At 63.4% G+C, this 18,519-nt stretch carries 16 protein-coding genes; 4 read left to right on the top strand and 12 right to left on the bottom strand.

Features of this window, described 5'->3' with window-relative positions; genetic code table 11:
- Nucleotides 1–41 precede the first annotated feature (41 nt).
- The 4 genes from gltP to PSEEN_RS00420 form a co-directional block, all read right to left on the bottom strand.
- Nucleotides 42–1,376: a glutamate/aspartate:proton symporter GltP gene (gltP, locus tag PSEEN_RS00435; protein WP_011531545.1), complete on the bottom strand. Its 1,335-nt coding sequence runs from the start codon at nt 1,374–1,376 to the stop codon at nt 42–44.
- Between the two features lie 730 nt (nt 1,377–2,106).
- The gene (locus tag PSEEN_RS00430) at nt 2,107–2,577 is read right to left on the bottom strand and encodes an inhibitor of vertebrate lysozyme family protein (RefSeq protein WP_011531544.1); all 471 of its coding nucleotides are present in this window, start codon (nt 2,575–2,577) and stop codon (nt 2,107–2,109) included.
- 3 nt (nt 2,578–2,580) lie between these two features.
- The gene (locus PSEEN_RS25890) at nt 2,581–2,742 is read right to left on the bottom strand and encodes a DUF1328 domain-containing protein (RefSeq protein WP_011531543.1); all 162 of its coding nucleotides are present in this window, start codon (nt 2,740–2,742) and stop codon (nt 2,581–2,583) included.
- A 43-nt stretch (nt 2,743–2,785) separates the two neighbouring features.
- On the bottom strand, nt 2,786–3,070 hold the full coding sequence (locus tag PSEEN_RS00420) for a hypothetical protein (RefSeq protein ID WP_011531542.1): 285 nt from the start codon (nt 3,068–3,070) through the stop codon (nt 2,786–2,788).
- A gap of 538 nt (nt 3,071–3,608) precedes the next feature.
- On the opposite strand from PSEEN_RS00420, the gene algB reads away from it, so the two are divergent.
- Both algB and PSEEN_RS00410 read left to right on the top strand, forming a co-directional pair.
- Nucleotides 3,609–4,955 (top strand): sigma-54-dependent response regulator transcription factor AlgB, encoded by a 1,347-nt coding sequence (gene algB / locus PSEEN_RS00415; protein ID WP_011531541.1) that lies wholly within the window; start codon nt 3,609–3,611, stop codon nt 4,953–4,955.
- On the top strand, nt 4,952–6,730 hold the full coding sequence (locus tag PSEEN_RS00410) for a KinB sensor domain-containing domain (RefSeq protein ID WP_011531540.1): 1,779 nt from the start codon (nt 4,952–4,954) through the stop codon (nt 6,728–6,730). The genes algB and PSEEN_RS00410 overlap by 4 nt, the downstream gene beginning before the upstream one ends.
- A 94-nt stretch (nt 6,731–6,824) precedes the next feature.
- Here the strand turns inward: PSEEN_RS00410 and PSEEN_RS00405 are convergent, their stop codons facing one another.
- The 7 genes from PSEEN_RS00405 to PSEEN_RS00375 form a co-directional block, all read right to left on the bottom strand.
- Complete coding sequence (locus tag PSEEN_RS00405; protein ID WP_044487550.1) at nt 6,825–8,444, bottom strand: EAL domain-containing protein; 1,620 nt, start codon at nt 8,442–8,444, stop codon at nt 6,825–6,827.
- A 99-nt stretch (nt 8,445–8,543) separates the two neighbouring features.
- Nucleotides 8,544–9,320, bottom strand: coding sequence for an N-acetylmuramoyl-L-alanine amidase (locus PSEEN_RS00400; RefSeq protein ID WP_011531538.1), 777 nt, complete (start codon nt 9,318–9,320; stop codon nt 8,544–8,546).
- 108 nt (nt 9,321–9,428) lie between these two features.
- Nucleotides 9,429–11,414 carry a GGDEF domain-containing protein gene (locus PSEEN_RS00395; RefSeq protein ID WP_011531537.1) on the bottom strand — a complete coding sequence of 662 codons (1,986 nt, stop codon included), beginning with the start codon at nt 11,412–11,414 and terminating at the stop codon, nt 9,429–9,431.
- A gap of 85 nt (nt 11,415–11,499) precedes the next feature.
- A complete protein-coding gene (locus PSEEN_RS00390; RefSeq protein WP_011531536.1) occupies nt 11,500–12,354 on the bottom strand; it encodes an endonuclease/exonuclease/phosphatase family protein in 855 nt (284 codons plus the stop codon).
- Nucleotides 12,355–12,366: 12 nt separating this feature from the next.
- Nucleotides 12,367–13,002 carry a thiol:disulfide interchange protein DsbA gene (gene dsbA / locus PSEEN_RS00385; RefSeq protein ID WP_011531535.1) on the bottom strand — a complete coding sequence of 212 codons (636 nt, stop codon included), beginning with the start codon at nt 13,000–13,002 and terminating at the stop codon, nt 12,367–12,369.
- A 174-nt stretch (nt 13,003–13,176) separates the two neighbouring features.
- Nucleotides 13,177–13,794, bottom strand: coding sequence for a c-type cytochrome (locus PSEEN_RS00380; protein ID WP_011531534.1), 618 nt, complete (start codon nt 13,792–13,794; stop codon nt 13,177–13,179).
- A gap of 31 nt (nt 13,795–13,825) precedes the next feature.
- On the bottom strand, nt 13,826–14,128 hold the full coding sequence (locus PSEEN_RS00375) for a c-type cytochrome (RefSeq protein ID WP_011531533.1): 303 nt from the start codon (nt 14,126–14,128) through the stop codon (nt 13,826–13,828).
- A gap of 208 nt (nt 14,129–14,336) precedes the next feature.
- Here PSEEN_RS00375 and yihA point away from each other — a divergent pair, with 208 nt between their 5' ends.
- Complete coding sequence (gene yihA, locus PSEEN_RS00370) at nt 14,337–14,969, top strand: ribosome biogenesis GTP-binding protein YihA/YsxC (RefSeq protein ID WP_011531532.1); 633 nt, start codon at nt 14,337–14,339, stop codon at nt 14,967–14,969.
- Nucleotides 14,970–15,375: 406 nt separating this feature from the next.
- On the opposite strand, the gene polA is transcribed toward yihA, so the two are convergent.
- Nucleotides 15,376–18,132 (bottom strand): DNA polymerase I, encoded by a 2,757-nt coding sequence (polA, locus tag PSEEN_RS00365; RefSeq protein ID WP_044487549.1) that lies wholly within the window; start codon nt 18,130–18,132, stop codon nt 15,376–15,378.
- 74 nt (nt 18,133–18,206) lie between these two features.
- Between polA and PSEEN_RS00360 the strand changes: the two genes are divergently transcribed.
- Nucleotides 18,207–18,497, top strand: a complete 291-nt coding sequence (locus tag PSEEN_RS00360; RefSeq protein WP_011531530.1) for a DUF2782 domain-containing protein — start codon at nt 18,207–18,209, stop codon at nt 18,495–18,497.
- Nucleotides 18,498–18,519 lie beyond the last annotated feature (22 nt).

The following is an 18,519-nucleotide window of genomic DNA, read 5'->3' as shown; positions in this document are numbered from 1 at the left end:
AAAGCCCCGACAGGTCGGGGCTTTTCGTTCAGCGCAAAGGCTTACTGGTTGACGGTCTTGCCCGCCACCACGGCCTCGCTCTTGCCTTTGTCCAGCACCAGCGACTTGTAGTACGCCTCGCCTTTCTCGGCGTCGTACATACCCTGCCACTTGGCGATGACCACGGCGGCCAGGGCATTACCCACCACGTTCAGCGCGGTACGGGCCATGTCCATGATGCGGTCGACACCGGCGATGAAGGCCAGGCCTTCCAGCGGGATGCCCACGCTGCCCAAGGTGGCCAGCAGTACCACGAAGGACACGCCCGGCACGCCGGCGATACCCTTGGAGGTGACCATCAGGGTCAGCACCAGCAGCAGCTGCTGGCTCCAGGACAGGTCGATGCCGTACAGCTGGGCGATGAAGATCGCCGCGATGCTCTGGTACAGGGTCGAACCGTCGAGGTTGAACGAGTAGCCGGTCGGTACCACGAACGAGCAGATCGACTTCGGCGCGCCGTACTTCTCCATCTTCTCGATCACGCGCGGCAGCACGGTCTCGGAGCTGGAGGTGGAGTAGGCGAGGATCAGCTCGTCCTTCATGATGCGCATGATCTTGATGACCGAGAAGCCGAACACGCGCGCCACCAGGCCCAGCACCATGAAGGCGAAGAAAGCGATGGCGAAGTACACCAGCAGCACCAGCTTGGCCAGCGGCAGCAGCGAGGCGAAGCCGAAGTTGGCGACGGTGGCGGCGATCAGGGCGAACACGCCGATAGGGGCGTAGTTCATGATCATGTGGGTGACCTTGAACATGGTCTCCGACACGCCCTGGAAGGTACGCACCAGCGGCTCGCGCAGGTCGGCGTTGAGGCTCGACAAGCCCATGCCGAACATGACCGAGAAGAAGATGATCGGCAGCATCTCGCCACGCATCAGCGCCGCGAAGATGTTCGACGGGATCAGGTTGAGCAGGGTTTCGATGAACGCGTGCTCATGCTGCACCTCGGCCGCGGTGGCCTGGTACTTGGAGATGTCGACGGTGCCCAGGGTGCTCATGTCGATGCCGGCACCCGGGTGGAACACGTTGGCGAGAACCAGGCCGACAACGATGGCGATGGTGGTCACCACCTCGAAGTAGATGATGGTCTTCAGGCCAATGCTGCCCAGTTTCTTCGCGTCGCCAACCCCGGCGATGCCCACGATCAGCGACGAAATCACGATCGGGACGACGATCATCTTGATCAGGCGAATGAAGATGTCGCCAGCGGGCTGGAGGACGTTGCTGATCCACCATGCCTTTTCCGCACTGAAATGATTCAGTAGCGCGCCGACTGCAACGCCCAGCAACAGACCTATCACGATCTGCCAGGCGAGGCTCAGTTTTGCCTTCTTCATGTCATTACCCTTTGTTGTAGTGGTCACGGGCACCAAGCGGAAAGCCGCGTCCCAGAGCTGTTAACAGCATTTTGGTTGCAGAGCTTGCCGTCCGGTGACCCCATGTAAGGACACCGCGAGCGAATGTTTCAGGCGCTCGGGCCAGGGAAAAAGGCGGCAACTATTGCGATGGGAAGGGGGGCAGTCTAATGCCGGAAACGACTACCCTATGCCGAATCGGCATGAGACTCAACCTGCAAATCGGGCATCGCCAACGCCTTGATTTTCAACGTTCGGATTTCCGAACAAGACCAAAGCGCCATTTTTCGGCAGATTTAGAGGTATGCATGCGGGGGTTCGAATGGCGTGTTCGACAATCCGAATGGCTGAAATGCCATCTGACCTGACCTATCGGACAGCCCAAAAAATTTCGATATACGGTCGAGACAAAATGTGTCTTGGTAAGAAGTCGTACATATATAAGGAAGAATCCCTACATCAGGCGCTTCGGAAGCCAGACCGGTCAGCGCATCGTGCTCGACACGGCCGATCTGCAGCTTCCGATGCCACCCTCTCCTGACCCGGCCCATCGCGGAGGTACTCCTTGTACCCCTAGGCCACTCCGACCCTGCAACAGTCAGAACGGCCCGGCCCCCTGGTCATGCGCAGCCCGTCCTCGGGGCCGCGCATCATAGAAGCCAGAACGATAAAAAGGTTCAGCTTCCATTGCGTGACAGTGCGCGACCGTTGGTCAGTACCAGTTCGGGTCGCGCTTGAGCTGTTCGCGCAGCAACGCTTGCATGCCGTCGTCCGGCTTGCCGAGCCAGCGGTACTCGGCATGACGGGTCGGTGACTTGTCGGCGGGCAGGCCTTCGGGTACTTCCACGAGCATTCCGTAGGCGTGCTCCTTGTCCCAGCTGAAGGCCACGATCAACCGTTTGTAGGTGCAGTTGCCCTCGGACTCGCAGAGCGGGCCGACCAGGTACTTGTCACCGTCCTCGGTCGCTGCGGACATCTGCAGCGGGGCGCTGCCACTGAGGTTGATCACCCACTCGGGCAGGCGCTCCTCGCCTTTGATCGTGTCCTGCCAGGTTTCCCGGTATTCGGGGTCCGTGCCCAACAACTGGTCGGCACGGACCTGGCCGTCATTGGCCGCCATCGCCGCCGTACCGGCGCCCAGCAGCAGGGCGCCGGCCAGGGCAGTGCAAAGCATCCGGCTCATGGTTCAACCCCTGCCGCGTCCGAAGAAGAAGGAAGCCACGAACAGCACCAGGAAGATAATGAACAGGATCTTCGCGATACCGGTCGCGGCGCCCGCGATACCACCGAAGCCCAGTACCGCGGCGACAATGGCGATGATCAGGAAGGTGATGGCCCAACTCAGCATGATGTCTCTCCTTTCTTGTGCGAAATCAATCGTTGTCTGGGGTTCAGAACACCCAGCGGTCCTGGGGCACGATGTTCTCGACGGCGGCAGGCGTGGCGTCGGGGGCGGGCAGTGGTTCGGCCGCCTTCACCAGGGTGCTGGCATGATTGGCCTTCAACTGGGTCAACAGCGCGGTCTGCATCGCCACCTGTTCGGCCAGGCGGGCGGTCTGCAGGCTGTAGTAGAACTGCCCGGCCGCCAGGGTGAGCAGCACGGCCATGGCGAGGAACAGCAGCTGACGCAGGGGTTGGGTGGCACTCTGCGTGCTGTTGATGGGTTGGCGATTCATGCCGGCTCCTCCTGCTGGACCTGTTGTCTGTCTTGAGCAGAGAGTTGCAGCCTGCATGCCAGCCTTTCATTCGCATAAAATTGCTTTTAAATCAGATATTTAGTTGTTTTTTAAGCAATCACTGGGGACGTATCCTGCACGATGCGCATTTATGCGCCGTGCACTTTGCACGATTCACCACCGTGTCATCAGGGGAGGATCGGCGAAAGTGATGCAGCGCTTGTGAAATCGAGCGCCGCCCGCGCGGCGCATCGCGGATGAATCCGCTCCTACATCTATTGCAACCTGCCACACCTGATGTTTATCGGTTGGCGCACTTGCCTGTAGGAGCGGATTCATCCGCGATGCGCTGCGCAGCAGCGCCGATTCTCAAAAACACCACAGCCCACACAAGCGCACAAACCCATGATTTTCAGGCACTTGGTCATCATTCCGGCAAGCGGCTAGCATGCAGTCAGACGAATCAATCAGAATCAACCATGCAACTTGCCCGATTTTTCCGACACTAATTGAGACCAACCCCAAAGGAGCGCAGCAAATGGAATCAGCCCAGGACAACCAAGGCCGCATTCTGCTGGTGGACGACGAGTCCGCGATCCTGCGCACCTTCCGTTACTGCCTCGAAGACGAAGGCTACAGCGTGGCCACCGCCAACAGCGCTGCCCAGGCCGAGACCCTGCTGCAGCGCCAGGTGTTCGACCTGTGCTTCCTCGACCTTCGTCTGGGCGAGGACAACGGCCTCGATGTCCTGGCACAGATGCGCATCCAGGCCCCCTGGATGCGGGTGGTGATCGTCACCGCGCACTCCGCCATCGACACCGCAGTCGACGCCATCCAGGCCGGTGCCGCCGACTACCTGGTCAAGCCCTGCAGTCCCGACCAGCTGCGCTTGGCCACGGCCAAGCAGCTGGAAGTGCGGCAGCTGTCGGCGCGCCTGGAAGCCCTCGAAGGCGAAGTGCGCAAACCCAAGGATGGCTTGGATTCCCACAGCCCGGCCATGATGGCCGTGCTGGAAACCGCCCGGCAGGTGGCGACCACCGACGCCAACATCCTCATCCTCGGCGAGTCCGGCACCGGCAAGGGGGAGCTGGCCCGTGCCATCCATGGCTGGAGCAAGCGTGCACGCAAGGCCTGCGTGACCATCAACTGCCCATCGCTCAACGCCGAGCTGATGGAAAGCGAGCTGTTCGGCCACACCCGCGGGGCGTTCACCGGTGCCAGCGAAAGCACCTTGGGACGCGTCAGCCAGGCCGATGGCGGAACGCTGTTTCTCGACGAGATTGGCGATTTTCCCCTCACCTTGCAGCCTAAGTTGCTGCGCTTCATCCAGGACAAAGAATATGAACGGGTCGGCGACCCGGTCACCCGCCGCGCCGATGTGCGCATCCTGGCGGCGACCAACCTCAACCTTGAGGAGATGGTCCGTGAAAACCGCTTCCGCGAAGACCTGCTATACCGCCTGAATGTCATCACCTTGCACTTGCCGCCCCTGCGCGAACGCAGCGAGGACATCCTGACCCTGGCCGACCGCTTCCTGGCCCGCTTCGTCAAGGAATACTCGCGGCCAGCCAAAGCCTTCAGCGACGAGGCCCGCGCGGCATTGCTCAACTACCGCTGGCCGGGCAACATCCGCGAGCTGCGCAACGTGGTCGAGCGCGCCAGCATCATCTGCCCCCAGGAGCGGGTGGAGATCAGCCACCTGGGCATGGGCGAGCAACCCGCCGGCAACACGCCACGAGTCGGCGCCGCCCTGAGCCTGGAAGAACTGGAGCGCGCTCACATCGGCGCGGTGCTGGCCACCAGTGACACCCTCGACCAGGCCGCCAAGACCCTGGGTATCGACGCCTCCACGCTGTACCGCAAGCGCAAGCAGTACAACTTATGAAATGGCCGATGAAGCTGCGCACGCGCCTGTTCCTCAGCATCTCGGCGCTGATCACGGTGGCGCTGCTCGGGCTGCTGCTGGGCCTGGTCAGCGTGATGCAGATGGCCACCCAGCAACAGCGCCTGGTCCAGGACACCACCCACTCGCTGGACCTGGGCCTGAGGCTGCGGCAGAACCTGGGCGAGCAGTTGAACCTGATGCTCGACGAGGACACCAACCCGAACAACCTGGTCACCCTGCAGGACCAGTTCCAGACGTTGCTCAACCAGGGCCTGGAGCAGGGCGGTGAGCGTACCGGCTTCAGCAAGGCTGCCAGCAACTACCAGGCATTCGTCCAGGCTTACCGTGAAAGCCCGGCCCCCGCGCGCAGCATGGGCGTCGAGCAACCACTGGGAGCCGCCTTCAACCAGGTCCGCGCCGACTTGCTCGACTCCCATCGGCAGGCACTGGAACACATCATCCGCAGCGAAGAGAAATCCCGCGACCACGCCCTGCTGGTCAGTGGCCTGCTGGGCCTGATGGGCCTGACAGTGCTGGTGCTGGGCTTCATCACCGCGCACAACATCGCGCGCCGCTTCGGCCAGCCGATCGAGGCACTGGCCAAGGCCGCCGACCAGGTTGGCCAGGGCAATTTCGACGTCACCCTGCCGGTGACGCAAGCCACCGAGCTGAACCAGCTGACCCGCCGCTTCGGCCTGATGGCCGACGCCTTGCGCAAGCACCAGGCCACCAACATCGACGAACTGCTCGCCGGCCAGCAGCGCTTGCAGGCGGTACTCGACAGCATCGACGACGGCCTGCTGATCATCGACCGCCAGGGCCGCCTGGAACACCTCAACCCCGTGGCCCAGCGCCAGCTCGGCTGGGACCCCGGCCGCCTGGGCATGAGCCTGGCCGAAGCCCTGCAGCGCCCGGAACTGGAACAGCAGCTGCGCCAGGTGCTGCGCGGCGGCAGCCTGGACCGGCCACCGGACGACCTGAATCTGGAAGTGGACGAGGAAAGCCGCCTGCTGACCTACAGCCTGACCCCGGTCAGCCACCCCCAGGGGCCGATCCTCGGTGCCGTGATGGTGCTGCACGATGTCACCGAGCAGAGAGCCTTCGAGCGCGTGCGTAGCGAGTTCGTCCTGCGTGCATCCCATGAGCTGCGCACACCGGTCACGGGGATGCACATGGCCTTCGGCCTGCTGCGCGAACGCATCAGTTTCCCGGCCGGCGCCCGAGAGAACGACCTGCTCGACACCATTGCCGAGGAAATGCAGCGCCTCACCCAACTGATCAACGACCTGCTGAACTTCTCCCGCTACCAGAGCGGCCTGCAAAAGCTGGAACTGGCCCCCTGCGCCCTCGACGAGCTGTTCGAGCGGGCCCAGGCACGCTTCGCCGAACAGGCGGCGAACAAGCAGATCGAGCTGCTCCGCGAACTGGAGCCGCCCCTGCCACGCATCCAGGCCGACGCGGCGCAGCTCGACCGGGTGCTGGACAACCTGCTGCACAACGCCATCCGCCATACCGCCAGCGGCGGACGCATCCGCCTGCATGCGCGGCGCCATGCCGAGCGGGTGATCATCAGCGTCGAGGATAACGGCGAGGGCATCGCCTATGGGCAGCAGGGGCGGATCTTCGAGCCGTTCGTGCAGGTCGGCCGCAAGAAGGGCGGGGCTGGATTGGGGCTGGCGCTGTGCAAGGAGATCGTGCAGCTGCATGGTGGCCGCATGGGCGTGTTCTCACGGCCGGGGCAGGGGACGCAGTTCTACATGGCGCTGCCTGTCTGAACCCGCGATGCAGGCATCACCCTGTATGGCACCCGCTTCGCGGGTGATCGCGGCTGAAGCCGCTCCTACGGGCGAGCGCCGCAGATGCCTCTATTCAAGGCTCATCATCGATCCGCCGCCCCGCCACCCGGCGCCCCCGGGTGATCAGCTCGACAAACTGGCGGGCGTTGAGCGGGTGGGCGAACAACCATCCCTGCCCGTAGTTGACCCCTTCACTGTTGAGCAATTCCGCCTGGTCCTCCGACTCGATCCCTTCGGCGATCACCCGCAGGTGCAGGTCGTGGGCCATGCGGATGATGTGCGGCGCCACGCCGCTGCTGGCAGCATCGTGCCCCAGGGCGTCGATGAAGGCCTTGTCGATCTTCAGGCAATCCACCGGCAGGGTCTGCAGGTAGGCCAGGCTGCAGTAACCCGTGCCAAAATCATCGATCAGCACCTGATGCCCCACGGCGCGCAAGGTCTGCAGGTTGTCCCGTGCGACAACCACATCGATAAGGCCGCGCTCGGTGACCTCGAAAGCGATCTGGCTGGCGGCCACCCGGTGCTGGGCCAGCAGTCGCTGGGCCACGCGACCGATGCGCGGCTCCATGACATCGCAGGCCGCCAGGTTGACCGAGATATACAGCCAGGAATTGGCGCGTAGCAACTGGCCGAGCTGCTCCAACACCCGCTGCAGCACGAAATCGGTGATCTCGCGGATCTGCCCGGTGTTCTCCGCCAATGGGATGAACAGCTCGGGGCTGGTCAGGCTACCGTCCGGGCGCCGCCAGCGCACCAGCGCCTCGGCACCGACGCAGCGGCGGCTGTCCAATTCGAAGATCGGCTGATAGAGCACCTGCAACTCGCCCCGGCGCAGGGCCTGTTGCAGCTCCGAACTCATCGAGCGGCGCTGCTGGATCAACTGCAACACCAACCAGCCGATACACCCGGCCAGCACCACGCTGCCCGGAAACAGCAGCCAGAGCAGACCGTTGAGCCTGAGCGGCATGCTGGCCCGAGGGGCGATCAGCACCAGTTGGTAGTCCGGCGACTTGGTCGACATGAGGTAGACCAGGCGGTCGGGCAATTCGAGCAACGATTTGTGCAAGGACGGTGGCCAGTCAGCGGTCGGCGGCCAGCGCTGTTCCGGGCCCAGCACCGGGATCGCGCGGTTGCCACGGTCGAGTACCACCAGCAGGCTGCCACCGGGAGGCAGGTCGACCACATCGGAAAGGTGGCCCCGGGAAGTGGACACCAGGAACCTGCCGCGCCCAAGCATGAGCGCGGCAAGGTTGTCATTGGGTTCGGTGGTGGTGTTCAGCCAATAGCTGTAGGTGGGCCCGCGGATATCCGGCCTGCGCAGCGAATCGACCTGTCGATCCACCCCCCGGCTGGAACAGCTGTCCCGGCCATCCACATAAGCCGCCTCATAGATGAAGCGCGACTTCAGTGCCACCTGCTGCAATTGCTCGAGCATCGCCGGGCCGCAGCCGCGCAGGTTCTGCCCCTCGAGCTGGTCGACCCCCTCACGCAACTGGCCGAACACTTGTTCCAGGCGATCCAGGAAACGCTCACCCCGCGCGTTCATCTGTTCGATTTCGCTTTGCTTCATCTGTTGCAGGGTCAGGCCGACGCTGGCGGCCAGCAACAGGGCGGCGCTGGCCAGTGCCGCGATCACGGCAAGCAGCCACGGATGGTAAAAAAATTGGCGCATCGAAGCGATCAGGGCAGACATGCGCGGCATCCGGTTGATTACCAAAGGTATAGCAACGGAATGGACGATCGGCCTGGCCGTTTGGCGCGCCACTCGAGGGGGCAGCCCCTCGAGGCGGGGTCACCGCTTGCGGTTGAGCACCTGCAGCATCGCGGCGGTCTGGGCGTCCGGCATGCCGTCGAAGCGCTGCGGGCGGAAGCGCATCTGGAACGCCGCGATCACATGGCGGGTCGACACATCCAGGGTGCCGGTCTGCTCGATGGCATAGCCGAAGCGCACCAGCTGCTGCTGGTACCAGCCGATGCTGGGTGGGTTGACCTCGAAATACGCCTGCTGCCGCGCCACCGCGCCAGCCTCCGGCCAGACCCCAAGGCCGGCGTCGGCCAGGCGCTTCCAAGGGAACAGTGGGCCTGGGTCAAGCTTGCGCAGCGGCGCGATGTCGCTGTGCCCGATGATGTGCCGGGGGTCGATGTTGTTGCGCTTGACGATGTCCTTGAGCAAGGCAATCAACGACTGGACCTGCGCCTCGCTGTAGGGGTGCCAGACCCGACCGTTCGGCGTGTCGGTGTAGCCCTGGTTGACGATTTCGATGCCAATGGAGCTGGAATTGAGCCAGGTACGCCCCTGCCACTGGCTGTCGCCGGCGTGCCAGGCCCGGCGGTTTTCATCCACCAGTTGATAAACCGTGGCCGGCCCGTCGCCGATCAGGTAGTGGCTGCTGACTTCGCCATGGGTAAGCAGGGCGAGGGAGCGCTCCAGCGACGCATTGGTGTAATGCAGGACGACGAACTGGATACGGCTGTCCTGGTTGGCCGAAGGGTGACTGCGATCGATGCGCAGGCCACTGGAGCAACCAGCAAGGGTGAGTAGAAGCAGGGCGGTGATGAGTTTTTTCATTGCAGGACGCACGTCAGGGTAAGCGACAACAGCGCTACAGTATAACGTGCTAAGGGAGGGATATCGCTGTGAATGCGCAACGCCTTGTTACGCACCCCCGCAGTCCGGCTACCCCTGTTCGATGCGGTTTCGTCCTTTGTCCTTGGCCCGATACAGTGCATCATCCGCGCGCTTGAGCACTTGGTCGCCACGCTCACCGGAGCGGAAGGCGCTGATACCAATGGACGCGGTAATCACCACGCGCTCGCCCTTGAAGTGGAACGGGCAGGCTTCGATCGCCGCGCGCAGCGTCTCGGCGACCTGCACCGCCGCGGGAGGCGAAGTCTGCGGCAACAGCAGGACGAACTCCTCGCCGCCGAAACGGGCGATGAAGTCGCGGCCGCGCAGACGCTTGCGCAACTGGTCGGCGACGATCTTCAGCACCTTGTCGCCGGCCAGGTGGCCATAACCGTCGTTGATGCGCTTGAAGTGGTCGAGGTCGAGAATGGCCATGGCCAGGTGCCCGCCGTTCTCCTGCCAGTCGAGCACTTCATGCTCGACCCGCTCCGACCAGGCGGCGCGGTTGGGCAGGCCCGTGAGGGGATCGATCATCGCCTTCTGCCGCTGCTCCTCGAGGTGCTCGCGGTAGCCGAGGGCTTCCTGCTCCATGCTCGCCACCCGCTCGGCCAACCCTTGCAGACGGCCAGCCAGCTCCTGTTCACGACGGTCACGCTCATGCTGGTGTTCATCCATGGTCACCAGCAAACCCTCGAGACGGTTCTCCAGGATGTGCTTGAGGCTGTCCACGTCGGCGGCGCCCTGGACACTGCTCTGCAGGCCATCGACCTGCTCGCGCAACTGGTTGTCCAGCTCACGGGCGGCGGAGCTGTTGTCGGCGTGGCCGGCACTGGCTTCGTGCAGGTGGCTCTGGAAGGTTTCCAGGCGCTCGTTGAGTTGCTGCAGATAGGCTTCGAACTCGTGCTGGCCGCTGTCGGTAATGGCCAGCATGAGCACGGCCAGGTCGTCCAGCACCGGGATCAACTCGTACCAGTTAAGGCCGCGGGCAACGCGTTCGCGCATCTCCAGGGCCTGGGCCTTGTGGCGCTCGGGCAGGCTGAGGTCGTCGAGCAGGCCGATCAGGGTCTGCTCGATATGGGCCGCCACCTGACTGTACGGGGGCTCGACCGCATCGGGGAGGGCGTAGGGGCCGTCTTCTCCCTCGATGATATCCGCGAGCGCAGGGAGTTGTGCCGGCTCGACGTCTTCGGCGGGTTGCTCCTCGGGCTCGACACTGGCAAGTTCGGGCGCTGGTGCTTCCTCGACTACCGGGGCGGGCTCAGGCTCCGGCACAGGCGCAGGCGCGACAGGAATCACCGCGACGGTTTCGACCAGCGCGGGGCCTGGTAGCTCGATGTCCGGCTCAGGTTCGGGCTCTTCCTCCACCGCAGGCGCAGGCACAACGTTCAGGGCATGCAGTTCGTCCGCATCCTGAGGCAGGGTGGGTTGTACCGCGGGAGCCTCGGCAGGGACCGGTGCGAGCGCCGGAGACGTCACTGCGACAGCCGTCGTGGCCATCTCGGCCTGAGGCTCGTCACGCCCGCCGAACAGGCGCTGGAGAAACCCCGGCCTGGCTTCCTCGTCAGGCTTTTGCACCGCGTTGAGGGCGCGCCCCTGCAAGCCGCTGAGCTCGCCCAGCAGCGGAGGCAGTTCACGGGACTGGCTGACGCCGCCATCCAGTTTCTTCGCCAGCTTCTTCAGCGGGCGCGCCACTTCCCCAGGCAGGGGCAGCGTCTGCAATTGAGTCACCAGCGCAGTCAGCGCGTCGCTGACCTGGGTCATGCGCGTTTCACGGCGTTGCTCGGAGTCGAGCACGGCCTTTTCCAGGCGTGGGATCAGCCCGGCAAGCCCGGCGTCCATATTGTCGCTGCGGATGACCTCGCGCATTTCCTTCATGCACTGGTCAACGATCTTGTCGCTACCTTCGGCCGCCAGGGTGCTGCGCACCAGGCCACGACGCAGCAAGTCGAGACGAGCGGCCCAGCGCCGTTCGAGCTTTTCCTGCTGTTCGATGCTTTTAAGGTATTTTTCTTTCCAGCGCTCGGCTTCTTCGGTCATGCCAGGATCCGCATCCGGTGATCGCATCTAGTCCTGTAATGACTCGATTTCGGCGAACAGACCGAAGACTTGAGTGCTGCAGGCGCTAGCTCAGGACCGGCAGCGTATCCACAGTCAAGGCTTCAGGCAATCGGATCTCGACGGCGACGGGCAGGTGATCGGAAATTGGCTGCGCCAGCACCTCGACGCGCTCCAGCGTCAGGCTCGGGCTGAGCAGGATATGGTCCAGGCAGCGTTGCGGGCGCCAGCTGGGGAAGGTGGCTTCGACCTGGGGTGCGATCAAGCCCAGGTCGCGCAGCGGCGAGTGATCGAGCAGGTCGGTGGCGTGGGTGTTCATGTCACCCATGAGAACCTGGTGCCGGTAACCGCCGATCAGCTCGCGAATGTAGGCCAGCTGCCGGGCACGGGTCTTGGCGCCCAATGCCAGGTGCATCATCACCACGATCAGCGCATCCTCGCCCTCGCCGAAACGCACCAGGATCGCCCCGCGACCGGCCGGGCCGGGCAGGGGATGGTCTTCCAGTTGCTGGGGCTTGAGGCGGCTGAGCACGCCGTTGCTGTGCTGGGCGAAACGCCCGAGGTTGCGGTTGAGCTGCTGGTACCAGTAGGGGAAGGCCCCCAGTTGCGCCAGGTGCTCGACTTGATTGACGTAGCCCGAGCGCAGGCTGCCGCCGTCGGCTTCCTGCAGGGCCACCAGGTCGAAATCGCTGAGCAGGTCGCCAATTTTCTGCAAGTTGCCGGAGCGGCCAGCGTGCGGCAGCAGGTGCTGCCAGCTGCGTGTCAGGTAGTGGCGGTAACGCTCGGTGCTGATGCCGACCTGGATATTGAAGCTCAGCAGCCGCAGGCGACCGTCCTCCGGCAGGCCAGGGGCCTGCAGGTGACGCTCGTTGACCTGCGGCTGGTGCAGGCCGATACCACGTGTAGAGCGGATCCGGCCCATGGCGGTCGCCGCTTACTTAGCGGCGCGCTCCTTGGCGATCAGCTGGTCGGCGACGTTCAGCACGCCTTCCGGACCACCTGCGGTACCCAGGTCGAAGCGGTACTTGCCGTTGACCACCAGGCTTGGCACACCGGTGATTTCGTACTTCTTGGCGAGCTCCTTGGCCTGCTTGACCTGGCCCTGGATAGCGAAGGAGTTGTAGGTGGCCAGGAACTTGTCCTTGTCCACGCCCTGGGTGGCCAGGAAGTCGGCCATTTCCTCAGGCTCCATCAGCTTCATGCGCTTGTTCTGGATGGCGTCGAAAACGGCGTTGTGGACGTTGTGCTCGACACCCATGGCTTCCAGCGTCAGGAACATCTGACCGTGTTTATCCCACGGGCCGCCGAACATGGCAGGGACGCGCTTGAAGTTGACGTCCTTCGGCAGCTTCTCAGCCCAAGGGTTGATGGTCGGTTCGAAGTGGTAGCAGTGTGGGCAGCCGTACCAGAACAGCTCGACGACTTCGATCTTGCCTGGCACGGATACCGGGACGGGGTTGCTCAGCTCGATATATTCCTTGCCGGCGGTTGCAGGCTCTGCGGCCTGTACGGCGGCCATACCGAATACGCTGGCGGCGACCAGCGCAGCGCTGAGAATCAGTTTACGCATGCTTTACTCCTGAGCAGTCTTTGGTCGCCTCGACGCGACCTGTGTAGGACAGGCCGGGAAGGGCTCGAGTTCTGTAGTGTAACGGCTACGGATAGAAAAAAGGGCAGCCTAGGCTGCCCTTTTCATCTTTAGCGCTGAAGCATTAACCGAATGTTAACGCCCGGACCTACAGGATCAGTGCAGGCCCTGGATGTAACTGGACAGGGCTTCGATATCCTTGTTGCTCAGCTTGCCGGCGATGGTGCGCATGGTCATGGCATCGCCGTCGTTGGTGCGGTTGCCTTCACGGAAGTCGGTCAGCTGCTTGCCGACATACTGCGCGTGCTGGCCGCCCAGATGCGGGAAGCCGGCCAAGGCGATGCCCGCACCGTTGGGAGAATGGCAACCGGTACAGGCCGGCATGCCCTTCTCGAGGTCGCCGCCATTGAACAGGGCGCGGCCACGTTCGACCAGTTTCGGGTCGGCGGCGCCGACGCTGCCTTTCTGGCTGGAGAAGTAGGCGGCGATATCGGCCAGGTCCTGGTCACTGAAGTTCGCCAGCATGCCGGTCATCTCCAGCACGGTGCGCTTGCCGGACTTGATGTCGTGCAGCTGCTTTTCCAGATACCGCTCGCCTTGGCCGGCGAGTTTGGGGAAGTTCGGTGCCAGGCTGTTGCCGTCAGGGTTGTGGCAGGCCCCACAGACAGCGGTTTTGGCCTGACCGGCAGCAGCATCGCCTTTGATGGGTTCCGCAGCACTTGCCGCACCTGCGACCCCCATGGTCAACAGCAGACTCACGAATAGTTTGTTCATCAGCTAATCCAACACGGCTAAGGGTGAAATGTTATGTATCGGGACTGCCGCTCATCCAAAGGATGACCAATCGGTAGTCCTCGGCACTGCAGTCCATGCACAATCCACGCGGCGGCATAGCCTTGAAACCCTGTGTAACATGTACCACCAGTTGCTCCATGCCTTGCGCCAGCCGTGGCTCCCAGGCTGCCCGGTCACCCTGCCTGGGTGCCTGTGGCAACTGTCCGGCGTGACAGGCCGCACAGCTGCGGTTGTACAACGCCTCGGGATCCTGTGTAGCCTGTGCGCTGAAAAACGGTAGGAACAAACCGACAGCTAGTAGCCATTTCGCCATGCGGAACGACCTGACAGGGTTGGGGGCCGCGCTGCGTTCTGTTGCGCGAGCTATTGTTCGACACCCCATGCTCATACACCTTCGCTGGGAGAATGAGCACACAAAAACTGGGGCATTATATACTTCCGCCATCCAAACGGAAACGACACCGCTTGCCGCGCCTGGGCCAACCGTTCCAGAGCTGGGCAACACCCACATCGGATATCCCATGCAAGTCAAGAACCCCATCCTCGGCCTCTGCCAGAAAGCCACATTCGCCCTCAGCGCCGCCAAGGTCGAACAATGCCCGGAAGACCAGGGTTACGAGGTGGCTTTCGCCGGCCGCTCCAACGCCGGCAAGTCCAGCGCCCTCAACACCCTGACCCACGCCAGCCTGGCACGCACCTCGAAGACCCCCGGCCGCACCCAGCTGCTGAATTTCTTCAGTCTGGACGATGAACGGCGTTTGGTCGACCTGCCGGGTTACGGTTATGCAAAAGTGCCGATCCCGCTCAAGCAACACTGGCAGAAGCACCTGGAGGCCTACCTCGGCAGCCGCGAGTGCCTGCGCGGGGTAATCCTGATGATGGATGTGCGCCACCCGATGACCGACTTCGACAAGATGATGCTCGATTGGGCCCGGGCCAGCGGCATGCCCATGCACATCCTGCTGACCAAGGCCGACAAGCTGACCCACGGCGCGGGCAAGAACACCCTGCTCAAGGTGCAGTCGGAGATTCGCAAGGGCTGGGGCGATAGCACGACCATCCAGCTGTTCTCGGCGCCCAAGCGTCTGGGGCTGGAAGAAGCCTACCGCGTGCTGGCGGACTGGATGGAGTTGGAAGACAAACCGGTGGCTTGAATCGTCATGGAACCTGTAGGAGCGGCTTCAGCCGCGAAACAGGCACCTCGGAACGTGGCACCCGCGCTGCGGGTGATCGCGGCTGAAGCCGCTCCTACAAAGATCGATGTCACCCCTGAATTCCGGGCAAAAAAAACCCCGGACTTCATATGGGGAGGGGGAAGTTCGGGGTTCAAGTCCGGACCGCTAGGGCGGGGTCCAGATATCTGCCAACACTTAACACAACATAGGAGCATCGAAAGGCTTCACCAGCCATTCAGTACCTCTGAGTAGCGCTTCACCGATTTAGTTCCGAGCCCCTCGAAACTATTTGCGATAGTTTCATGAAACCCCGGATCTAATGGCCTGAGGCCGGTAAGGATCCGCGACACTACGCCGCAGATCCTACACAGCTTTCACACCGCGTTTAGTGAGCTTCGTCCCAATTCGAGCCAACGCCCACTTCCACCAGCAGCGGCACATCGAGTTCCGCGGCACCGCTCATGTAACCGCGAATTTCATCTTTCACCTGCTCGACCAGATCCTCACGCACTTCCAGCACCAGTTCGTCGTGCACCTGCAGGATCACCCGCGCATCCAGTTTGCTGTCGGTCAGCCAGTTGTCCACCGCCACCATGGCGCGCTTGATGATGTCCGCCGCGGTGCCCTGCATCGGGGCGTTGATCGCGGTGCGCTCGGCGCCTTTGCGCAGGGCCGGGTTCTTGGCGTTGATGTCCGGCAGGTACAGGCGGCGGCCGAACAGGGTCTCGACGAAGCCTTGCTCGGCGGCCTGGGCGCGGGTGCGCTCCATGTAGGCCAACACGCCGGGATAGCGGGCGAAATAACGGTCGATGTAATCCTGGGACTGCTTGCGGTCGACGCCGATCTGCTTGGCCAGGCCGAACGCGCTCATGCCGTAGATCAGGCCGAAGTTGATCGCCTTGGCGCTGCGGCGCTGGTCGGTGGTGACGTCCGCCAGAGCCACGCCGAACACTTCGGCGGCGGTGGCGCGGTGCACGTCCAGATCGTTGCGGAAGGCATGCAGCAGGCCTTCGTCCTTGGCCAGGTGGGCCATGATGCGCAGCTCGATCTGCGAATAGTCCGCCGCCAGCAGCTTGTAGCCGGGACTGGCGACGAAGGCCTGGCGGATACGCCGGCCTTCGGCGGTACGCACCGGGATGTTCTGCAGGTTCGGGTCGCTGGACGACAACCGCCCGGTGGCGGCGACTGCTTGCTGGTAGGAGGTGTGGATACGCCCGGTGCGAGGGTTGATCTGCCCCGGCAGCTTGTCGGTGTAGGTGCTCTTGAGCTTGCTCAGGCTGCGGTATTGCATCAGCACCTTGGGCAGCGGGTAGCCCTGCTCGGCCAGGTCATCGAGCACCGCCTCGGCGGTTGAGGGCTGGCCCTTGGCCGTCTTGCTCAGCACCGGCATGCCCAGTTTGTCGTAGAGGATCGCGCCCAGCTGCTTGGGCGAGCCCAGATTGAACTCCTCGCCGGCCAAGGCATACGCCTCGCGCTCCAGCTCGACCAGCTTCGCGCCCAGCTCACCGCTCTGCACGCCGAGCAGCGCGGCATCAACCAGTGCTCCTTGGCGTTCAATCTTGGCCAGCACCGGCACCAGCGGCATCTCGATGTCCATCAGCACCGGCAGCACGCTGGGGGTATTCGCCAGGCGCGCTTGCAACGCGTGGTGCAGGCGCAGGGTGACGTCGGCATCCTCGGCGGCGTAGGGGCCGGCCTTCTCCAGCGGGATCTGGTTGAAGGTCAGTTGCTTGGCGCCCTTGCCCGCGATGTCCTCGAACCCGATGGTGGTGTGGTCCAGGTACTTCTGCGCCAGGCTGTCCATGTCGTGGCGGGTGGCGGTGGAGTCGAGCACGTAGGACTCGAGCATGGTGTCGTAGGCCACGCCGCGCATCAGGATCGCCGGGCTGCCGTTGGCCAGGATATTGATGTCGTACTTGGCGTTCTGGCCGATCTTGCCCTTGGCCGGGTCTTCCAGCAGGGGTTTGAGTGCCAGCAGCACGGCTTCGCGGTCCAGCTGGGCCGGGGCACCTTCGTAGTCGTGGGCCAGCGGTACATAGGCGGCTTCGTTGGGCTCGACGGCGAACGACAGGCCGACGATGCTGGCCTGTTGGGCATCAAGGCCAGTGGTTTCGGTGTCGAAGGCGAACAGCGGCGCCTGTCGCAGCTTTTCCAGCCAGGCATCGAAACGCGCCTGGTCGAGGATGGTCTCGTACTTGGGTTCGACCTTGGCTTCAGGTGCCTCTTGAGCTGCAACAGCAGCGTCGCTGTCACCCGTGCGGGGCGCGCTTCGTTGCACTTCGGCGACCCAGCTCTTGAACTCCATCTCGGTGTACAAGGCCAGCAGCGCTTCACGATCCGGCTCGCCGCAGACCAGCGCGTCGACCTCGACATCCAGTTCCACATCACACTTGATGGTGGCCAGCTCATAGGAGAGGAAGGCCGCGTCGCGGTGCTCCTCGAGCTTGGCCGGCAGGGTCTTGGCGCCACGAATGGCCAGGGCCGGGACCTTGTCGAGGTTCTGGTACAGGTCGCTCAGGCCGCCACCGATTCCGGTCAGCAGGCCCACGGCGGTCTTCTCGCCAACGCCCGGCACGCCGGGGATGTTGTCGACTTTGTCGCCCATCAGGGCGAGGAAATCGATGATGTGCTCGGGACCCACGCCGAACTTCTCGTGCACGCCGGCAACGTCCAGCACACTGCCGGTCATGGTGTTGACCAGCGTGACGTGGCCGTCCACCAGTTGGGCCATGTCCTTGTCGCCAGTCGAGATGATCACCGGGCGGCCCGCCGCCGCGCTGCTGCGGGCCAGGGTGCCGATCACATCGTCCGCCTCCACGCCCTCGACGCACAACAGCGGGTAACCCAGCGCGCGCACGCTGGCGTGCAGCGGCTCGACCTGCACCCGCAGGTCGTCGGGCATGCTCGGGCGGTTGGCCTTGTACTCGGCGAACATGGCGTCGCGGAAGGTGCCGCCCTTGGCGTCGAAGACCACCGCGAACAGGCTGTCCGGGTACTGCTTACGCAGGCTCTTGAGCATGTTCAGCACACCCTTGACCGCGCCCGTCGGCAGGCCTTTGGAAGTAGTCAGCGGTGGCAGCGCGTGGAAGGCGCGGTAGAGGTAGGAGGAACCGTCCACCAGGACGAGGGGCGCTTGGCTCATGAGGAGAATCAACCTTTTCGGCGGGTCCGGAGCTAGAATAGCCGGATCAATGACGACAAAAGGACTAGGTTATCATGCGTACACCCAATCGCCTGTTACTGCTCGGTCTGCTGGCCACCCTGCCAGCCGTCACCCTGGCGGCGGACGACGCCCCATCGGCAGATCCCGATGTGACCATTCGCACGGAAGGCGACAAAACCATCCAGGAATACCGGCAGAATGGCTTCCTGTATGCGATCAAGGTCACCCCTAAAGGTGGTAAACCTTATTTCCTGGTACGCGCCGATGGCACTGACGCCAACTTCATTCGCTCAGACCAGCCAGACATGCTGATCCCCTCCTGGAAAATCTTCGAGTGGAAGTAGCGGGTACCGTTCACATCAACCA

It is taken from the genome of Pseudomonas entomophila L48, assembly GCF_000026105.1.
GTDB lineage: Bacteria > Pseudomonadota > Gammaproteobacteria > Pseudomonadales > Pseudomonadaceae > Aquipseudomonas > Aquipseudomonas entomophila.
Note: the sequence above shows the minus strand (reverse complement) of the source record. Positions and strands in the feature narration are given on the sequence as shown.